Source organism: Mesorhizobium sp. RCAM 06353 (genome assembly GCF_059683585.1).
Window position 1 is genome coordinate 5,257,660 of record NZ_CM185031.1, and the last position, 16,130, is coordinate 5,273,789.

General features: G+C 62.9%; 18 protein-coding genes. 7 read left to right on the forward strand and 11 right to left on the reverse strand.

All coding sequences use genetic code 11. From position 1 onward, the window contains the following. Nucleotides 1-23: 23 nt before the first annotated feature. Nucleotides 24-1,091 (reverse strand): aldo/keto reductase, encoded by a 1,068-nt coding sequence (locus AC56QX_RS25485; protein ID WP_497111266.1) that lies wholly within the window; start codon nucleotides 1,089-1,091, stop codon nucleotides 24-26. Between the two features lie 110 nt (nucleotides 1,092-1,201). Next, complete coding sequence (locus AC56QX_RS25490) at nucleotides 1,202-1,708, reverse strand: hypothetical protein (protein WP_497111267.1); 507 nt, start codon at nucleotides 1,706-1,708, stop codon at nucleotides 1,202-1,204. A 341-nt stretch (nucleotides 1,709-2,049) separates the two neighbouring features. Between AC56QX_RS25490 and AC56QX_RS25495 the strand changes: the two genes are divergently transcribed. After that, nucleotides 2,050-2,214, forward strand: a complete 165-nt coding sequence (locus tag AC56QX_RS25495) for a hypothetical protein (protein WP_096445344.1) — start codon at nucleotides 2,050-2,052, stop codon at nucleotides 2,212-2,214. A 52-nt stretch (nucleotides 2,215-2,266) separates the two neighbouring features. On the opposite strand, the gene AC56QX_RS25500 is transcribed toward AC56QX_RS25495, so the two are convergent. Further along, nucleotides 2,267-2,773 (reverse strand): DUF1993 domain-containing protein, encoded by a 507-nt coding sequence (locus tag AC56QX_RS25500; protein WP_497111268.1) that lies wholly within the window; start codon nucleotides 2,771-2,773, stop codon nucleotides 2,267-2,269. Nucleotides 2,774-2,913: 140 nt separating this feature from the next. Between AC56QX_RS25500 and AC56QX_RS25505 the strand changes: the two genes are divergently transcribed. Continuing rightward, the gene (locus tag AC56QX_RS25505; RefSeq protein ID WP_497111269.1) at nucleotides 2,914-3,966 is read left to right on the forward strand and encodes a DUF1176 domain-containing protein; all 1,053 of its coding nucleotides are present in this window, start codon (nucleotides 2,914-2,916) and stop codon (nucleotides 3,964-3,966) included. 34 nt (nucleotides 3,967-4,000) lie between these two features. Here AC56QX_RS25505 and AC56QX_RS25510 read toward each other — a convergent pair whose 3' ends face one another. The 7 genes from AC56QX_RS25510 to AC56QX_RS25540 form a co-directional block, all read right to left on the reverse strand. Beyond that, nucleotides 4,001-4,855 (reverse strand): alpha/beta hydrolase family protein, encoded by an 855-nt coding sequence (locus AC56QX_RS25510; protein ID WP_497117887.1) that lies wholly within the window; start codon nucleotides 4,853-4,855, stop codon nucleotides 4,001-4,003. 246 nt (nucleotides 4,856-5,101) lie between these two features. Then, complete coding sequence (locus tag AC56QX_RS25515) at nucleotides 5,102-6,712, reverse strand: NTP transferase domain-containing protein (protein WP_497111270.1); 1,611 nt, start codon at nucleotides 6,710-6,712, stop codon at nucleotides 5,102-5,104. Between the two features lie 66 nt (nucleotides 6,713-6,778). Further along, nucleotides 6,779-7,516 (reverse strand): XdhC family protein, encoded by a 738-nt coding sequence (locus tag AC56QX_RS25520; RefSeq protein ID WP_497111271.1) that lies wholly within the window; start codon nucleotides 7,514-7,516, stop codon nucleotides 6,779-6,781. Between the two features lie 6 nt (nucleotides 7,517-7,522). After that, nucleotides 7,523-7,861: an XdhC family protein gene (locus AC56QX_RS25525; protein ID WP_497111272.1), complete on the reverse strand. Its 339-nt coding sequence runs from the start codon at nucleotides 7,859-7,861 to the stop codon at nucleotides 7,523-7,525. A gap of 45 nt (nucleotides 7,862-7,906) precedes the next feature. Beyond that, nucleotides 7,907-9,172 carry a vWA domain-containing protein gene (locus tag AC56QX_RS25530; protein ID WP_497111274.1) on the reverse strand — a complete coding sequence of 422 codons (1,266 nt, stop codon included), beginning with the start codon at nucleotides 9,170-9,172 and terminating at the stop codon, nucleotides 7,907-7,909. A 5-nt stretch (nucleotides 9,173-9,177) separates the two neighbouring features. Next, nucleotides 9,178-10,107, reverse strand: coding sequence for an AAA family ATPase (locus AC56QX_RS25535; RefSeq protein ID WP_497111275.1), 930 nt, complete (start codon nucleotides 10,105-10,107; stop codon nucleotides 9,178-9,180). After that, nucleotides 10,104-10,631, reverse strand: coding sequence for a flavin reductase (locus AC56QX_RS25540; protein ID WP_475451074.1), 528 nt, complete (start codon nucleotides 10,629-10,631; stop codon nucleotides 10,104-10,106). Before AC56QX_RS25540 ends, AC56QX_RS25535 begins: the two co-directional genes overlap by 4 nt. 179 nt (nucleotides 10,632-10,810) lie before the next feature. Between AC56QX_RS25540 and AC56QX_RS25545 the strand changes: the two genes are divergently transcribed. Both AC56QX_RS25545 and AC56QX_RS25550 read left to right on the forward strand, forming a co-directional pair. After that, nucleotides 10,811-11,884 (forward strand): branched-chain amino acid ABC transporter substrate-binding protein, encoded by a 1,074-nt coding sequence (locus AC56QX_RS25545; RefSeq protein WP_497111276.1) that lies wholly within the window; start codon nucleotides 10,811-10,813, stop codon nucleotides 11,882-11,884. After that, nucleotides 11,884-12,906: a P1 family peptidase gene (locus AC56QX_RS25550; RefSeq protein ID WP_497111277.1), complete on the forward strand. Its 1,023-nt coding sequence runs from the start codon at nucleotides 11,884-11,886 to the stop codon at nucleotides 12,904-12,906. The genes AC56QX_RS25545 and AC56QX_RS25550 overlap by 1 nt, the downstream gene beginning before the upstream one ends. Nucleotides 12,907-12,920: 14 nt before the next feature. Here the strand turns inward: AC56QX_RS25550 and AC56QX_RS25555 are convergent, their stop codons facing one another. After that, on the reverse strand, nucleotides 12,921-13,175 hold the full coding sequence (locus AC56QX_RS25555) for a DUF2171 domain-containing protein (protein WP_096445325.1): 255 nt from the start codon (nucleotides 13,173-13,175) through the stop codon (nucleotides 12,921-12,923). Between the two features lie 130 nt (nucleotides 13,176-13,305). Between AC56QX_RS25555 and AC56QX_RS25560 the strand changes: the two genes are divergently transcribed. The 3 genes from AC56QX_RS25560 (at nucleotide 13,306) to purB (ending at nucleotide 16,017) form a co-directional block, all read left to right on the forward strand. Continuing rightward, a complete protein-coding gene (locus AC56QX_RS25560; protein ID WP_497111278.1) occupies nucleotides 13,306-14,031 on the forward strand; it encodes a DUF2259 domain-containing protein in 726 nt (241 codons plus the stop codon). Nucleotides 14,032-14,087: 56 nt separating this feature from the next. Next, the gene (locus AC56QX_RS25565) at nucleotides 14,088-14,552 is read left to right on the forward strand and encodes a hypothetical protein (protein WP_497117889.1); all 465 of its coding nucleotides are present in this window, start codon (nucleotides 14,088-14,090) and stop codon (nucleotides 14,550-14,552) included. Nucleotides 14,553-14,709: 157 nt separating this feature from the next. Further along, the gene (purB, locus tag AC56QX_RS25570) at nucleotides 14,710-16,017 is read left to right on the forward strand and encodes an adenylosuccinate lyase (RefSeq protein ID WP_497111279.1); all 1,308 of its coding nucleotides are present in this window, start codon (nucleotides 14,710-14,712) and stop codon (nucleotides 16,015-16,017) included. Nucleotides 16,018-16,130 lie beyond the last annotated feature (113 nt).

Genomic DNA, 16,130 nt, shown 5'->3' on the forward strand with positions numbered 1-16,130 from the left:
TAATAATTCTATCGCCGAGCGGATCAGGGACAGGGATTGCCTACCCGCTGGTGGATCGCGTCCACCGCCTTCTGCATCTCTTCGGTCCAGACGACATCCACCGAGGAGAGTGCCATTTCGAGCTGCGGAATGGTCGTCGCACCGACGATGTTCGACGTGACGAAGGGCCGGCTCGACACATAGGCATTGGCAAACAGCGCCGGCTCCATACCAAAGGAGCGCGCCAGTTCATTGTATTCGAGCTGTGCCTCCGCAGCATTCGGCGTCTCGTAGCGCTGACCACGATTGAACAATTGCGAGCGCGAGCCCTGCGGTCGGGCGCCATGGTCGTATTTGCCGGTCAGATAGCCCTGAGCCAGCGGCGAATAGGGCAACAACGACACTTGTTCGCGCTCGCAGACCTCGGCAAGGTTCACCTCGAAGGTGCGGTTGACGAGATTGTAGGCGTTCTGGATCGACGCGACCCTCGGGCCGACGCCTTTGTCGGCCTCGGCAAGGAACCGCATGACGCCCCAGGAACTCTCGTTCGACAGGCCGAAATGGCGGATCTTTCCTGCCTTCACCAGTTCATCAAAGACGCCAAGCGTCTCGGCGATCGGCGTTTCGTTGGCGGGTGCGCCGTCGGCATCGGCGCGCCGCGCCACCGCCCCGACACGCGTCGGGTTGGCGCCCCAGGGGATGTCGCGTTCCGGCCAGTGGATCTGGTAGAGGTCGAGATAGTCGGTGCCGAGCTTGGCCAGCGATTTTTCGACGGCGTCGAAGATATCGGCGCGCACCAGTTGAGACGGCCTGTCGCCGCGAAACCAGTCGCTGGCCGTGCGGCCGACGACCTTGGAGGCAAGGATCACCTTGTCGCGGTTGCCCTTGGCTTTCATCCAGCTGCCGATGATCTTTTCCGTCCGCCCCTGTGTCTCCGCCTTGGGCGGGATCGGATAGAGCTCCGCGGTGTCGATGAAATTGACGCCGCGCGAAAAAGCCAGGTCCATCTGCGCGTGGCCTTCGGCCTCGGTATTCTGCTGGCCCCAGGTCATGGAGCCCAGGCAGATCTGGGTGACAAGAAGATCGGTCCGACCGAGACGGCGTTTGTGCATGGAATTCTGCTCCGGAGGGAAGTCTGCGCGGGAGGGAGGCTGCATGTATAGGGAAAGCCACGGCGCTCTCCAAGCCTCACCAGGCCGACTTTTGCGTGAACCAGCGGTTGCTAGCGGCGGGCACTGGCCACGGCGCGGCGTTTGGCCTCGTCGATCAGCATGTTGGCGACCTGCATGCGGATCACGGCGCGTTGGCGCAGATGCGGGGCGACGCGATCGGGATGGTTGGTAAAAGCAAAGCTGCGGCGCATGCGGCCGAAATCGGCGGCGCTCTTGGACTGGTTCAGTCCCAGTTCGGCCGCAATCGATTCCGGATCGATCGGCGGCAGTTTTTCCTCGAGCTTCGGGTCCTCGGCAGCGAGGGCCAGCTTGGCGTGTTCGAGCAAGGCGGCGAATTCGCTCGCCAGATCAGCACCGGCCTCGCGATACTCGGCGGCCGACACCTTGATGCGACCGGAATGGAGTTCCTCGGCGACCGAGAGATAATCGAACGGAATTGACGGACGCGCGCCGGCCTCGTCGCCCTCAATGCCGTCGCCCTTGTCGGAGGCGACGAAGAGGTCGTCGAGCAGCGAAGCGAAATCACGCTTGGCGCCGGTAGCGATGTCAGCCTCCACCTTGCCTGACTGTCAGGTTTCCAGACCATAGAACCGGCTCGTTAAAAATACATACCACCGATCTTAACGAATTTAGCTGTTCGAAGGATCGCGACCGGTCCTTAAAACAAAAAGCCGGACTGCACTTTCATGCAGCCCGGAAATTCGCCAGGAGTGGCGAGGAAAAACTGGCCATGTGCCAGCGTCGAAGCCTACGGTTCATGCGGTGCAGAAGTTTCAGCGGGCCGCAAAAAAATTTATGAAAATCATCCGGACATAGCAGGCATGCAAATGCTGCACTGCACAATTGTCACGATTCACGTATATTAGCTGGCGTGGAGGACCAACCAGGAGCCTGAATCATGGGTTTCTTCACGGAAATGTTCGCCCGGCCGCGCCCGCAGGAACATCTGAGATACCGCGCAGCACTCGCGCTGCTTCATTCGATGAGCAGCGCCGATCGCGCCGATATCGGCATCAAGCCCGCCGATTTTCCGCGCATCGCCCGCGAAATGTCCATTCGCTAAGCAGCTGGCGAGATGTCCCGAAACGATCCGGGACATCTCAAAGTCTGATTTCTCAACGCGATCCGAGGAATGTCGCCTTGCCCAGCGGCACGCCATTGTGGCGAAGGATGTCGTAGGCGGTGGTGAGGTGGAAGTAGAAGTTGGGCATGGCCACATGCAGCAGATACTGCATGCCGCCCAACGTCGTTTCGCGGCCACCAAGCTTCAACTCGATCACCTTGTCGTCGGAACCGTCGATATCGGCTGGCGAAAAAGTCGCCAGAAGCGCGAGCGTCTTGGCGATCCGCGCCTCGAGATCGGCAAAACTTGCCTCATTGTCCTCGTATTTCGGCACCTCACGGCCGGCGAGCCGCGACGGCGCGCCCTTGGCATGGTCGGTGGCGATCTGCACCTGCCTGGCCAAAGCGAACATGTCGGGTGCAAGCCGCGCCGTCAAAAACACCTGCGGGTCGATCTTGCGGTCAAGCGCATTCTGTTCGGCAGCCGCCAGCACATTGGAAAGTGCTTTCAGCCTGGCTGAAAACACGGGCACGGATGCCTCATACATCGATATGGTCACGTCAAATCTCCTGTCCGGCCTGAACGTTGGCGGAGCGACGTAGCGCCTGTGCGCACGATTCTTCAAGCGCCGTGGGCTCCACGTCACCACGCCGCCGCAATCGCTGTGGTAGAATTTCCGTTATCGAGCGGAGATTCCCGATGAGACGCGTCCTTCTCGCAGCGACTGCCCTGTTCTCCCTTGCCATGTCCGGCCAAGCGGCGCTGGCCGCCGACGACGCGCCCGAAACGCCCTATGTCGACGACCGGTCAAGCGCCGAGGCGGTCATCCGCTCGCTCTACAGCGCCATCAACCGACACGAATTCGCCCGCGCCTGGGGGTATTACGGCGATGCCAAGCCGGCTAAGGATTTCGACAGTTTCGTCAAGGGCTATGACGGTACCGACAAGGTCGAAGTCACGACCGGTGCTATTTCAGACGAGGGTGCCGCCGGCAGCATTTTCTACAACGTCCCTGTCGCCATCCGGGCCACCGACAAGAGCGGCGGCGAAAAAGTCTTTGCCGGCTGCTACACGCTGCGCCAGGTGAATGCGCAGATCCAGGCGGCGCCGCCCTTCGATCCTATCCATATCGAAAAAGGCGCGCTGAAACCTTCAACCGCCGATTTCGAGGAGGCTGTGCCGCCAAGCTGTGGCGACGGACCACCGCCGCCGAAGAAGGACGTAGCACTGGAGCAGGCCAAGAAGGCCTTTCTGGCGACCTATGGCGACCAGTGCGACAAGGAACTTGTGGCCAATGAGCCGGAAATCTTTTCGATCAAGTACAAGGACAAGAATGCGCAGCCTGGTGATCAGGACAAGGAAACGCGGCTGTTTCATTTTTCCTGTGCGGCCGCCGCCTACAATGAGAACTCGATCTACTATATGACGGATGAGGTCGACGGCGTGCGGCAATTGCAGTTCGCCGAACCGGAGACCGATATCCGCTACGAAAACAACGACAGTGACGGCAAGCTGTTGAGCGTGACGGTGATCGGCTTCCACACCACGGGATGGGCCACCAACTCCGACTATGACCCGGACGCCCATACGATCACCACTTTCAACAAATGGCGCGGCATCGGCGATGCCTCCGACTCCGGCACATATTTGTTCCGTAACGGTGATTTTTCACTGGTTCAGTATGACGTCGACGCGTCCTATGATGGCGAAGAAAATCCGCAGACGATTGTCGACTACAACACCGCACCCTGAAGCGCGATGCGCTCCAAGCTTTTGTCCTTTTGTATCAAGGCGCCTTCGACAGCATCCAGTTCAGCGTTCCGCGCCAGTCGACCATGCGGATGGGCGTGCCGTGCGTGCCGGTCTCGAAGCGGACGAAGCGGGTCGGATAGGGATAGGCTTTCGACCTAGCGATGATGGAGCGGAAGAAGGCTTCCTGGTTCGCCACGGGAAAGACCACGTCATGGCTGCCCTGGCCGAAGAAGACCGGGACATGACGCCTGAAGGCGGGACTGGCGAGAAAACTGTCGTCCCACAGCGAGCCGAGCAGCAGCAGCCCGTCGATGCGCCGGCCGGTATCGTTGCGCGCGGCAAGCTTCCAGCACAGGGAACCGCCCATCGAGCCGCAGGCGACGAAAATCTTCGCGCCCGGCGACTGCTCGGCATAGTGATCGATCAAGGCCGCGACCTGTGCGGCGCCCTTGTCGCCGAAATCGGGGAAATCCGGTGAGAGGTAAAGCCCGCCATTGCCGGCCATCAAATTCTTGAGCCGGTTGAAATTGCCGCCGAAGGTGAAGTCGTCGACGCCCTGCTTGCGGCTGCCGCCCTGCCCGTGCAGGTAGAGCACGATGATACCGGCACCTTGCGTCTTGCCGACCGCGACGTGCCTGACATCGCCAGCATCGGTCTTCAGCATCAGGTCCTGCTGCACCTTGCGCACACTGGTGTCGGTGTATTGCGCATGCACGCGCTTTTCCGGCACTTCATCACGCTGGTTGATGTCGCGCATCTCGCGATAGTCGATGACCGTATAGGCGCCGTTGCTGTCGGACGACAGCGTGGCCGGGTAAGCGAAGAGATCGTCCTTGAAGGGTTTTAGTTCGAGCGCATCGGCATAAGAGCCCGAAAACACGAAAAACAGTGAAATCAGAAAGGCTTGGAGCGCGACCGCCCCCCTCTGGGCTGCCGGCCATCTCCCCCTCAAGGGGGAGATTGGATATGCGTTCGGCTTTCGCCAATCTCCAAAGTTGCAAGGTGGACGCCGCCATCGAAATTGCTGAACTCCCCCCTGAGGGGGAGATGGCCGGCAGGCCAGAGGGGGGTAGACGCGCAAAGGCTGGTGAACTGGAAACCATCGCTCAGCCATGCTTAATTCAGTTCAGGTTTGTCAATCCTGCAGCACGCCGCCGGCGCCTTCGAGCGCCTCGCGTGTGTCGACATCGACAGAAGCGCCCTCGCCGATCTCGACATCGATGACGTCGAGCCCTTCGGCCTCGACCAGATGGCGCGCGCCGGTATCGCCTTCGAGATGGGCGATGGCCGGAAACAGCGAGCGCGGCAAAAGCACCGGGTTGCCGCGTTTGCCCTGATGCGAAGCGCGGACCACGGAAATGCCTCCAGCCTTGCGGAAGGCATCGATCAGCCGGTTAAGATCGTCCGACACAACGCCAGGCATGTCTCCCAGGACGATCATCACGCCGGCCGTGTCTTCGGGCAGATAGGCAATACCGGCTTTCAGCGACGTGGACAGGCCATCGGCGAAATCCGGATTGTCGGCGAAAGTAACGTCGAGGCCCGACAAAGCTGCTCGCACCCGCTCGCGCTGATGACCGGTGACGATGATCGTGCCCGAAGCCTTCGAGGCGAGCACGCGCTCGGCGGTGCGGCGCACCAGCGGCTTGCCGTCGAACAGCGCCATGAGCTTGTTCGGTCCGCCCATGCGGCTCGACCGGCCGGCCGCCAGAAGCACGGTGGCGACCTTGAGCTTGCTCTTGGCCGGCAGCGGCTCGCGCGGCTGCGGCCGTGTCGGGATTTCCATCAGCAGACCGCCGACCCCCATGCCGGCGATGTCCTTCGCGGTGACGTCAAGGCCGGCGATCAACCGGTCAAGCACCCAGTCGAAGCCGTTTTCCTTGGGGCTGCGGGCGCAGCCGGGCGCACCGATGATGCGCTTGCCATCCAGCGTCCCCAGCACCAGCAGATTGCCGGGATCGACCGGCATGCCGGCGCGGATGACCGTGCCGCCCGCCATTTCGATCGCCGCCGGAACAACATCGGCGAAATCGCTCATCGCCGAAGCGCCGAAGATCACCACCATGTCGTTGTCGCGCGCCAACGAGGCGGCGGCCGCCGCCACGGGCGCAATCTCATGCGGCGTGCGGCGTTCCGCCGTCAGCCTGCCGCCTGAACGCGCCAGCCTTGCTTCGGTGACACGCAGCGTCTTGTCGAGCACACTGGGCTTGATGCCCGGTAGAACCGTCTGGATGACACCGACGCGCACCGGCTGATAGGCGTTGACGGCAAAAATCTCGCCGCCGGCGCAGATTTTGGCGACCGCATCGACCAGCGCAGAGCTGACCGCGAACGGGATGATCTTCACCGTCGCCACCATCTGACCCTGTTCGACCGGGGCATGCCGCGCCAGCGTGGCAATGGTGATGGCGGGGTCGACGGCGTTGATGGCGTCGATGACGGCTGCATCGACCGTGAAGATGCCTGATGCCTTGGCGTGGAGATTGACCCGGCCGGTGGCGGCGGACCTGGCCTCGATGCCGCTGAAAGTCATGCTTTCGGCAATTCTTTGCGCTGCGGCGTCCTCGCCGAGATCGTCCGCGGAAAGCACGGCCGCAACAACCTGCGAGACGCCAGCCCGCTTGAGTATGGAGACGTCTTCGGCGCTCAGCCTGTGCGCCTTGCGAAAGCGCATTTCGCCAGCGGTGGTGGCATGCGCCAGCACCGCGCCTTCGGCCGTCTCAATCGGGATCGGACCGAATTTCACGCCACCGCGCCCGCAGAGCGCCGCGCGTCCAGTTGGACGCGCAAAGGACGCTCTGCTGTTTTGAATCTATGCATCGTGCTTCTCCAAAATCGATTCCGATCTTTGGGCCGATGCGGAGGCATCGAGGCCGCGCGAGCGGAAGGCGTAGATGGTCTGCGCCAGCACCGCCACAGCGATCTCGGCCGGGCTGGCGGCGCCGATGTCGAGCCCGATCGGCGCATGGATGCGGGCGATCTGGTCGGCGGTGGCACCCAAGGCCAGCAGGCGTTCGACGCGTTTTGCATGGGTCTTGCGGCTGCCAAGCGCCCCGACATAGAAGCAGTTGGCGTCGAGCGCTGCCTTCAAGGCGAAATCGTCGATCTTCGGATCATGAGTGACGGCGGCGAGCGCCGTGTAGCTGTCGAGCGGCTGGCGCTTCAGCACATCTTCCGGCCACTCGGCATGCAAGGCGACACCGGGAAAGCGGTCGGGCGTCGCAAAAGCGGTGCGCGGATCGATGATCTCCAGGGGATAACCGGCAATCCTGGCCATTGGCGCCAGCGCCTGGCTGATATGAACGGCGCCGATCACCACGAGGCGCGGCTGCGGCAGATGCGCGTTGAGAAAGAAGGTCCGCCCTTCCGCCTCGACCGAGCCGGAATTGCCCGACCGAAATGCCTTGGCGATCGCGGCTCCGAGATCGCCGGCGACCTGGTCGCCCTCGCGCACGATGCGATCGCGGCCATCACCGAGATCGGTGACGAGGATCGCCGCGCGGCGGGCACGTCGTTCGGCATTCAACGTCTTTAAGGCGTATGGATCCATCTGAGATCAGCCCAACCGCTCGACATACACCTTGATGCGGCCGCCGCAGGACAGGCCGACCTGCCAGGCGGTTTCGTCGGCGACGCCGAATTCGAGCATTTTGGCTTTCCCTGAGTCGATCACATCGATCGCCTCGCCCACCACCGCACCCTCAACGCAGCCGCCCGAGACCGAGCCATGGAAATTGCCTTCGGCATCGATGACCAGATGGCTGCCGACCGGCCTCGGCGCCGACCCCCACGTCTCGACCACAGTGGCAATGGCGACATCCTTGCCGTCCTTCATCCAGCCTTCCGCGATAATCAGCGGGTCGCGGGCCTCATCGAGATAGATGCTGTCGTCCATGATCGCTTCTCTCAGAGTCTGTTTTTCCGGTGAATAAACATATGGCTATGCGGCGTGCCTCGTGCCAGCGTCCATCCATCGCCGCGGATCGACCGACTGTGCCGATTTCTTGTCGAGCGAGGCGCAGAGGTCGGCGAGCGCATCGAGATTGTGGACCGAGCGGAACTCATCGACATGCGGCAGCATCGCCTTGACGCCGCGGGCGCGTGCCTGGAAACCGTCAAAGCGCAGCAAGGGATTGAGCCAGATCAGCCGCCGGCAGGATTTATGCAGCCGCTCCATCTCCTCCGAGAGGCCGGCGACATCGTCGCGCTCCAGCCCGTCGGTGATCAGAAGCACAACCGCACCCTGCCCCAGCACACGCCGCGACCACAGCTTGTTGAACTCGGCCAGCGTGTCGCCGATGCGCGTGCCGCCGGACCAGTCCTTGACCGCCGCCGAGCAGTCGGCAAGGGCGGCATCGGGATCGCGGTGGCGCATCTGCCGGGTCAGGTTGGTCAGCCGCGTGCCGAAGACGAAGGTGTGAACGCGGCGGCGCTTTTCCGTCAATGCATGCAGGAAATGCAGGAAGATGCGCGTGTACTGGCTCATCGAGCCGGAAATGTCGGCCAGCACCACCAGCGGCGGATGGACTTCGCGGGGCGAGCGGAATTTCGGCAGGATCAATTCGCCGCCGGTGCGCGCGGCCGAACGCATCATGGCGCGCGGGTCGATGCGGCGTCCATGCGCGTCGGCCCTGAAGCGCCTGGTCCGCACCATGTCGAAAGGCAATCGCAGCTCGGCGATGGCCTTCTTGGCATCGGCCATCTCGGCGGCGTTCATCTGGGCAAAATCCTTGCCGCGCAACACCTCGTTGCCGGAAAAGGTAAAGCGGGCATCGACCTCGACCTCGGGGACTTCCTGAGGTGGCTGGTTCTTCTGATGGCCCTCGAACATCGCCTGGCTGACGCGGTTTTCGGCCGCGCGCGGCTTCTGCTTCTCCCTGGCGTCAGGCGCCACCGGCGAAAACATCGCCAGCAGTTTCTCGATCAATTCGCGCGATTTCCAGAACAGCCGGAAGGCTTCGTCGAAGGTCGGGTGATCCTCATGCCTGGACACCAGCACAGCGTGCAGCGTCCAGTAGAAATCGTCGCGTGAGCCGATGCCGGCGGCCAGCACCGCCTCGATGGCATCCTTGACCGAGGCCGGCCCGACCCGCATGCCGGCCTTGCGCAAGGTGCGGGCGAAATAGACGATGTTGTCGGCGATGCGCCCGTCCGGCGTCGCCTCTCTGGGGTCGGCCTCTTTGGGGTGAGCACCCGGCGCGTTCATGGCCGCTACTGCGCCGCCGCGAGCTCGGCCTTGACCTCGTCGAGGATGCGCCGGCCTTCGCCCGAACCGATGCGGGCAATATCGTCCTGGTATTTCAACAGCACGCCGATCGTGTCGGACACGGTTTCGGGATCGAGCGCCACCTTGTCGAGCTCCGTCAGCGCACCGGCCCAGTCGATGGTTTCGGCAACGCCCGGCACCTTGAACAGCTCGATCTGGCGTAGCTTCTGGATGAAGGAAACCACCTCGGCCGAAAGCCGCTGGTTGGCCTGCGGCACCTTGCGGCGCACGATCTCCAGCTCGCGCTCGGCATTGGGATAATCGACCCAGTGATAGAGACAGCGCCGCTTCAATGCGTCGTGGATCTCGCGGGTGCGGTTGGTGGTGATGATGACGATCGGCGGCTCTTCGGCCTTGATGGTGCCGAGTTCGGGCACGGTCACCTGGTAGTCGGACAGGATTTCGAGCAGGAAGGCTTCGAAGGCTTCGTCGGTGCGGTCGAGCTCGTCTATCAGGAAGACCGGGGCTGCCCCCGTCTTGCCGGTCAGCGCATCGAGCACCGGGCGGCGGATCAGATATTTTTCGGAGAACACGTTGCGCTCCATGGCGGAGCGGTCGACCTTGCCGGCCGCCTCCTCCATGCGGATCTCGATCATCTGCGCGGCGTAGTTCCACTCATAGACGGCCGAGGAGACGTCGAGGCCCTCATAGCATTGCAGGCGGATCAGCCGGCGGCCAAGCGCCCGCGCCAACACCTTGGCGATCTCGGTCTTGCCGACACCGGCCTCGCCCTCGAGGAACAAGGGCCGGTTCATGCGCAGCGACAGGAAAAGCACGGTCGCCAGCGACCGGTCCGCCACATAGTCCGCGCCGGTCAGAAGATCGAGCGTCTCGTCGATCGTCCGCGGCACGGGGCGCGGTTTCAGTTCGGTCATTCTTTCTCCGTGAACGCCGCCGCTCCGCTGTCCAGGACGTGATAGCCGCGGGCGTGGTAGATCAGCGGCCGCAAATTATCGCCCATACGCAGACCTGTCACCTTGCCAAAAAGCACACGATGGGTGGCCAGGTCCTTGGTGTCGATCAATTCGCAGTCGAACACGGCGAGTGCGCCCTTCAGCGTCGGCGCGCCGGTCGAGATCACATCCCATTCGCCGAGCGCGAAACGCTCTTCAAGCGGCAGACCGGTGATGCCAGAAAAACCGATCGACAGCGGCTCCTGGTGCGAGGCCAGCGTGTTCAGGGCAAACCGGCCGTTTTGCACGAACAGCTCGTTCTTGGCATTTTCACGGTTGAGACAGACCAGAATGGTCGGGGGCGTGTCCGATACCGAACAGGCGGCAATCACCGTCGTGCCGCGCTTTCCGGCGGGCCCGTCTGTTGTAACCACATGGACGTGGCCAGCAAAATGGCTCATCGCGTCGCGATAGGCCTGCGGCCCAATATCGTTCTTCTTCAGCACCGGGAATATTCCATGGCCAGTATCGTCCTGACATATATGGCCAGACAGGACACGCCACAAGCGAAGTGCTTGGCCCATATCCCCAAATTCGCGTGTTGCACCAAGGCCGGGCAGCCTTTAGGTCTTGGCGGCAAATAGTGCCAAAGCGTAAAGCCGGCACGGAGGACTCCATCGCTCGAATGCGACCTGGGACGAGAACAATAGCGGCGTTGGTCTGGCTGTTCGTGGCCAACAGCGCGAACGCGCAGACGCTGCTGGTCGGCGTCGCCGCGCCCTTGTCCGGACCATCGGCAATTCTCGGCAAGCAGATCGCGGCTGGCACCAGCCTGGCGGCCCAAGCGAACGGCATCGAACTCAAGACCGTGGATGACGCCTGCACCGCCGATGGGGGTGCCGCGGCGGCCAGGGACTTCGCGGCGGCCAAGGTCAGTATTGTCGTCGGCTTCCTTTGCACCGACGCTATCGAGGCGGCGATGCCGATCCTCAAGGACGCCAATATTCCGGTCATCACCATCGGCGTGCGCACCGAAAGCCTGACAGACCGCCGCGCCAAGACCGGTTGGCCCGTCTATCGCCTCGGGCCGCGCGGCGACGATGAGCGCAACGCCGTTGCCTCCGCCCTCATCCGCCTGTGGCAGAACGAGCTGTTCGCCATCATCGATGACGGCACCATCTACGGTCGCGAAATGGCCGAAACGTTTCGTGCGGCGGCCGAGCAAGCGGCGCTGAAACCCGTCTTCGTCGACACGTTCCGGCCGCAACTCGACAACCAGATCGGTCTGGTCGGGCGGCTGAAGAAAGCTGGCGCCACGCATGTCTTTGCCGGCGGCGATGGCGACGACATCGCCATCATGGGCCGCGATGCCGGCCAGTTGCAGGCCGGCATTGTCTTTGCCGGTGGCGAAAACCTGCGCACGCCGCCCGGTGACGTGCCATATGCAACCGGCACGCTGATTATCGCACCGCCCGAATGGGCCGATGTCGCCGACTCAAAAGTGCTTGAAAACTTCTCCGCGCAAAAGATCGTGCCCGACGGCTATGCACTGCCGGCCTATGCGGCGGTCGAGATTGCCAAGGCGGCGTCGGCTTTGGCCGAAACCTCGGGCAAGCCGTTGACCGAGGCGCTGACCGGGCATGACTTCACCACGGCGATCGGGCCGGTCGGCTTCGACGCCAAGGGCGACCTCAGCCAGAGCCCTTACCGCGTCTTCCGCTTCGACGGCACGCGCTTCGTACCTCTGGAAAGCAACTGATGTTCCGCACCGGTCCGCGCAACCTGATCACCGACGTTGCCGGTCTGCGCGTCGGCAACGCTGCCGATGCCAGGCTGAAGTCCGGCGTAACGACGGTGCTGTGCGACGAACCGGCGGTGGCCGGCGTCCAGATCCTCGGCGGCGCGCCGGGAACCCGTGAGACGGACCTGCTCGAACCGCACAATTCGGTCGAGGCGATCCATGCGGTGGTGCTGTCGGGCGGTTCGGCTTTCGGCCTTGATGCTGCGTCCGGCGTGCAGGCGGCGCTGCGCGAGCGCGGCATCGGCTTCGAAGTGGGCGGCTTTCGCGTGCCGATCGTGCCGGCGGCGATCCTGTTCGATCTGCGCAATGGCGGCGACAAGGACTGGGGCCGCTATCCCCCTTACCGTGACCTCGGCTATGAGGCCGCGCAAACCGCCAGCACGGATTTCGAACTCGGCACGACCGGCGCCGGCACCGGTGCGCTGACCGCGGGATTGAAGGGCGGCCTGGGCTCCGCCTCGACGCTTTTGGACAATGGCGTCACCATCGGTGCGTTGGCGGCCGTCAACCCGACCGGCTCGGTGACCGTCAGCCGCACCCGCCATTTCTGGGCAGCGCCGTTCGAAATCGGCGACGAGTTCGGCAGGCTTGGCTATCCCTCACCGATGCCGGACGATGCCAGGAACATCTTGCTGAAATACCGCGACAAGCAGGCAGGCCGGCAGATGGAGACCGGTGGCAACACCACCATCGCCGTCATCGCGACGGACGCGGTTCTCACCAAGGCCGCGGCAAAACGCCTGGCGATGTCGGCGCATGACGGCTTCGTGCGCGCCATCTGGCCGACGCACACCCCGGCCGACGGTGATCTGGTGTTCGCACTGGCGACCGGCAGGAGCGGCATCCAGCTCGAAGCCGATGCGGCAATCGACCTCTACGCCGCGGCCGGCGCCACCATGGCGCGCGCCATCAGCCGCGGCGTGTTTGCCGCGACGCCAGCCGACAACGATCTGTTTCAGGTCTGGTCGTCGCGCCGCTAGAGCGGGTCGCCCTATCAGACCGGATCGGATTTTTCTTCCTCGAAGGTCACCGCGACATCGGAATTCGCCGACAGCCACACCTTCTTGCCATCAACCTCGGCAACCAGGGCCAGAGGAATGTAGTGGTGATGACCCTTGTGAGCACCCTCGCCGCTGTCGGCCTTGGTCAGCTTGATGCGCTGGCCGTCGACCTTGTCGACAGTGCCGACATGCACGCCATCGGCGCCGACCACTTCCATATGCTCACGAATTTTGCTGGTGTCGGTCATGGTGGTTCTCCATTGGGACTGCCGACAATAACAAATGACGGGCCGATTGGATGCATCGGCTTTTGACCCGCACGACGTTTTGATTCGGCCGTGCTAGGGATTGAACGATCGGGGCTGTCGGAGTGAAACAATGCGACTGCTTTTCCTGTTTGCCGTTTCCCTGGCCGCACAGTTTGCTGCGTCGGTCGCCGCCCAGGCCGGCGATGTCGCCGAGCTTGAAATCCTTGGCTTCACCAAGGACGGCGGCGTTTTCGCCTTCGAGGAGTATGGCGTCCAGGACGGGTCGGGCTTTCCCTATGCCAATCGCTATTACATCGACACAAGCACCGACAGCTTTCTCAAGGGCACGCCGATCCGGGTCCGGCTCGACGACGAGAATGCCAAACTGGACGCCGCCCGCCTTCAGGCCCGGCAGAAAGGTGAGGCCATTATCAGCCAGGCCGAGTTGAGCGCCAACCGCGGCATCACCGCCGGTTTCAACCCGGTGACCGAGCTTTCGGCCGATCCGCACCGCATGGTGGTCAATCCACGGCCGATCTTTTCTCCGGTCGACCAGCCGCTCGAGTTCCGGTTGGACGAGATCGGCATGAACAACACCGAAGGCTGCGACAGCCAGGGCGAGATCAATGGCTTTCGGCTGCTGCGCATCGAGGCGCAGGATGGCGGCACCACCAAATTGCTGCACGAGGACAAGGCGGTCCCCAAGAGCCGCGGCTGCCCGAACGGCTACCGCATCGGTGCTGTGCAGACATTCTCCTTAGACAGCCTCAGCGCCTATGCGGTGCTGATCGCGGTGCGCCAATATGGCTTCGAGGGGCCGGACTTCCGCTGGATCGCCGTGACCGGCCGCCTGTGACACCCATTGCTCAACCCGCCAGGCGCAATCGTGCCTTTGGCCGCGTGTACAGAGCGATACCGACGCCGCGCACGGCACTTCTCGGCGCCTTGCTATGGGCCGCCACGATGGGCGCCAGTGCGCTCGTCAACCTTTTGCTGGATAGTTGGGTGACGCCGGATAAGATCCGCACCGTATCACTGCTGTTTGCGGGCGGCGGCGCCCTGGCCTTTCCGCTTGGCCTGTTCGCGGCCCGGCTTGTCTCGCTCGGAAGGGGTCGGGAGGTCGCCTTCGCCGCGACAATGGTTTGCCTTGCCGCCGCGACGATCGGGCTGACCGCCGGGCTCTATGCCTTGCAATACCGGTCCTACTATGCCGAATGGCATGCGCCCGTCTTCACCCTCACCTGGGGGTTTCAGCTCGTCTTCACGATGGCGGTGGCGCTGTACCAGTTCGTGATGCTGGGCATCAGGCTCTATTTTCCGCTTGGTTTCGTCGCCTTGTTTGCCGCCAGCCTCTGGTTTGCACAGCAGCGGCGTTGAGCATTTTGTCCGCCTCTGTTAGGACGCGGGCTAACCCAGAGCGGTTCAGCGTTTGGTAGAACCGCCGACCCGCTCTAACTCCTTCTTTTTCGCAATTCCGGACGGAAAAACCCTGCGCACTTTTCCTGGATTGCTCTAGATACATCAGGACTGACCGATGATCCCTCGCTATTCCCGGCCGGAAATGGTCGCCATCTGGTCGCCCGAGGCCCGGTTTCGCATCTGGTTCGAAATCGAGGCCCATGCCTGCGACGCGCTGGCCGAGCTCGGTGTCATCCCGAAAGCTGCTGCGAAAACCATCTGGGAAAAGGGCAATGCTGCGAAATTCGACGTCGAGAAGATCGACGAGATCGAGCGCGTCACCAAGCATGACGTCATCGCCTTCCTCACCCATCTTGCCGAATTCGTCGGACCGGACGCGCGCTTCATCCACCAGGGCATGACCTCTTCGGATGTTCTGGACACCTGCTTTGCCGTCCAGCTTACCCGCGCCAGCGACATCCTGCTCGCCGACATCGACGGCCTGCTTGCCGCGCTCAAGCGACGCGCCTTCGAGCACAAGGACACGGTCACCATCGGCCGCAGCCATGGCATCCATGCCGAGCCGACGACCTTCGGCATCAAGCTGGCGCAGGCCTATGCCGAGTTCACACGCTGCCGCGAGCGGCTGGTGCACGCACGGGAAGACATCGCCACCTGTGCGATTTCAGGCGCTGTCGGCACCTTTGCCAACATCGACCCCTATGTCGAGGAACATGTCGCGGCAAAACTCGGGCTGAAGCCGGAGCCGGTGTCGACGCAAGTGATCCCGCGCGACCGCCATGCCATGTTCTTTGCCACGCTCGGCGTCATCGCCTCATCGATGGAGCGGCTGGCGACCGAGATCCGGCATCTGCAGCGCACCGAGGTGCTGGAAGCGGAAGAGTATTTTTCGCCCGGCCAGAAAGGCTCGTCGGCGATGCCGCACAAGCGCAATCCGGTGCTGACGGAAAATCTCACCGGCCTTGCCCGCATGGTGCGCTCCATGGCGCTGCCGGCGATGGAGGATGTGGCGCTCTGGCACGAGCGCGACATCTCGCACTCATCGGTCGAGCGCATGATCGGCCCGGACGCCACGGTGACGCTCGATTTCGCGCTGTCGCGGCTGACCGGCGTCATCGACAAGCTTGTCGTCTATCCCGAGAACATGCTGAAGAACATGAACAAGTTCCGCGGCCTGGTGCATTCGCAGCGCGTGATGCTGGCGCTGACGCAGGCCGGCCTATCACGCGAAGATTCCTACCGGCTGGTGCAGCGCAACGCCATGAGGGTGTGGGAGCAAGGCGCTGATTTTCTTGAGGAACTTCTGGCCGACAAGGAAGTGACCGCCGCCCTGCCCGAGGCGGAAATCCGCGAGAAATTCGACCTGGGCTATCACACCAAGCATGTCGATACGATTTTCAGGCGGGTATTTGGGGAAGCTTGATCTTCCCTTCTCCCCGTTCACGGGGAGGTGAGGAGTGGTCCGCACAGCGAACGAAAAGCCAATTGCTTGGCTTTTCGAACGACGAACGCCCGAAAGGCGGATGAGGGGCGGCG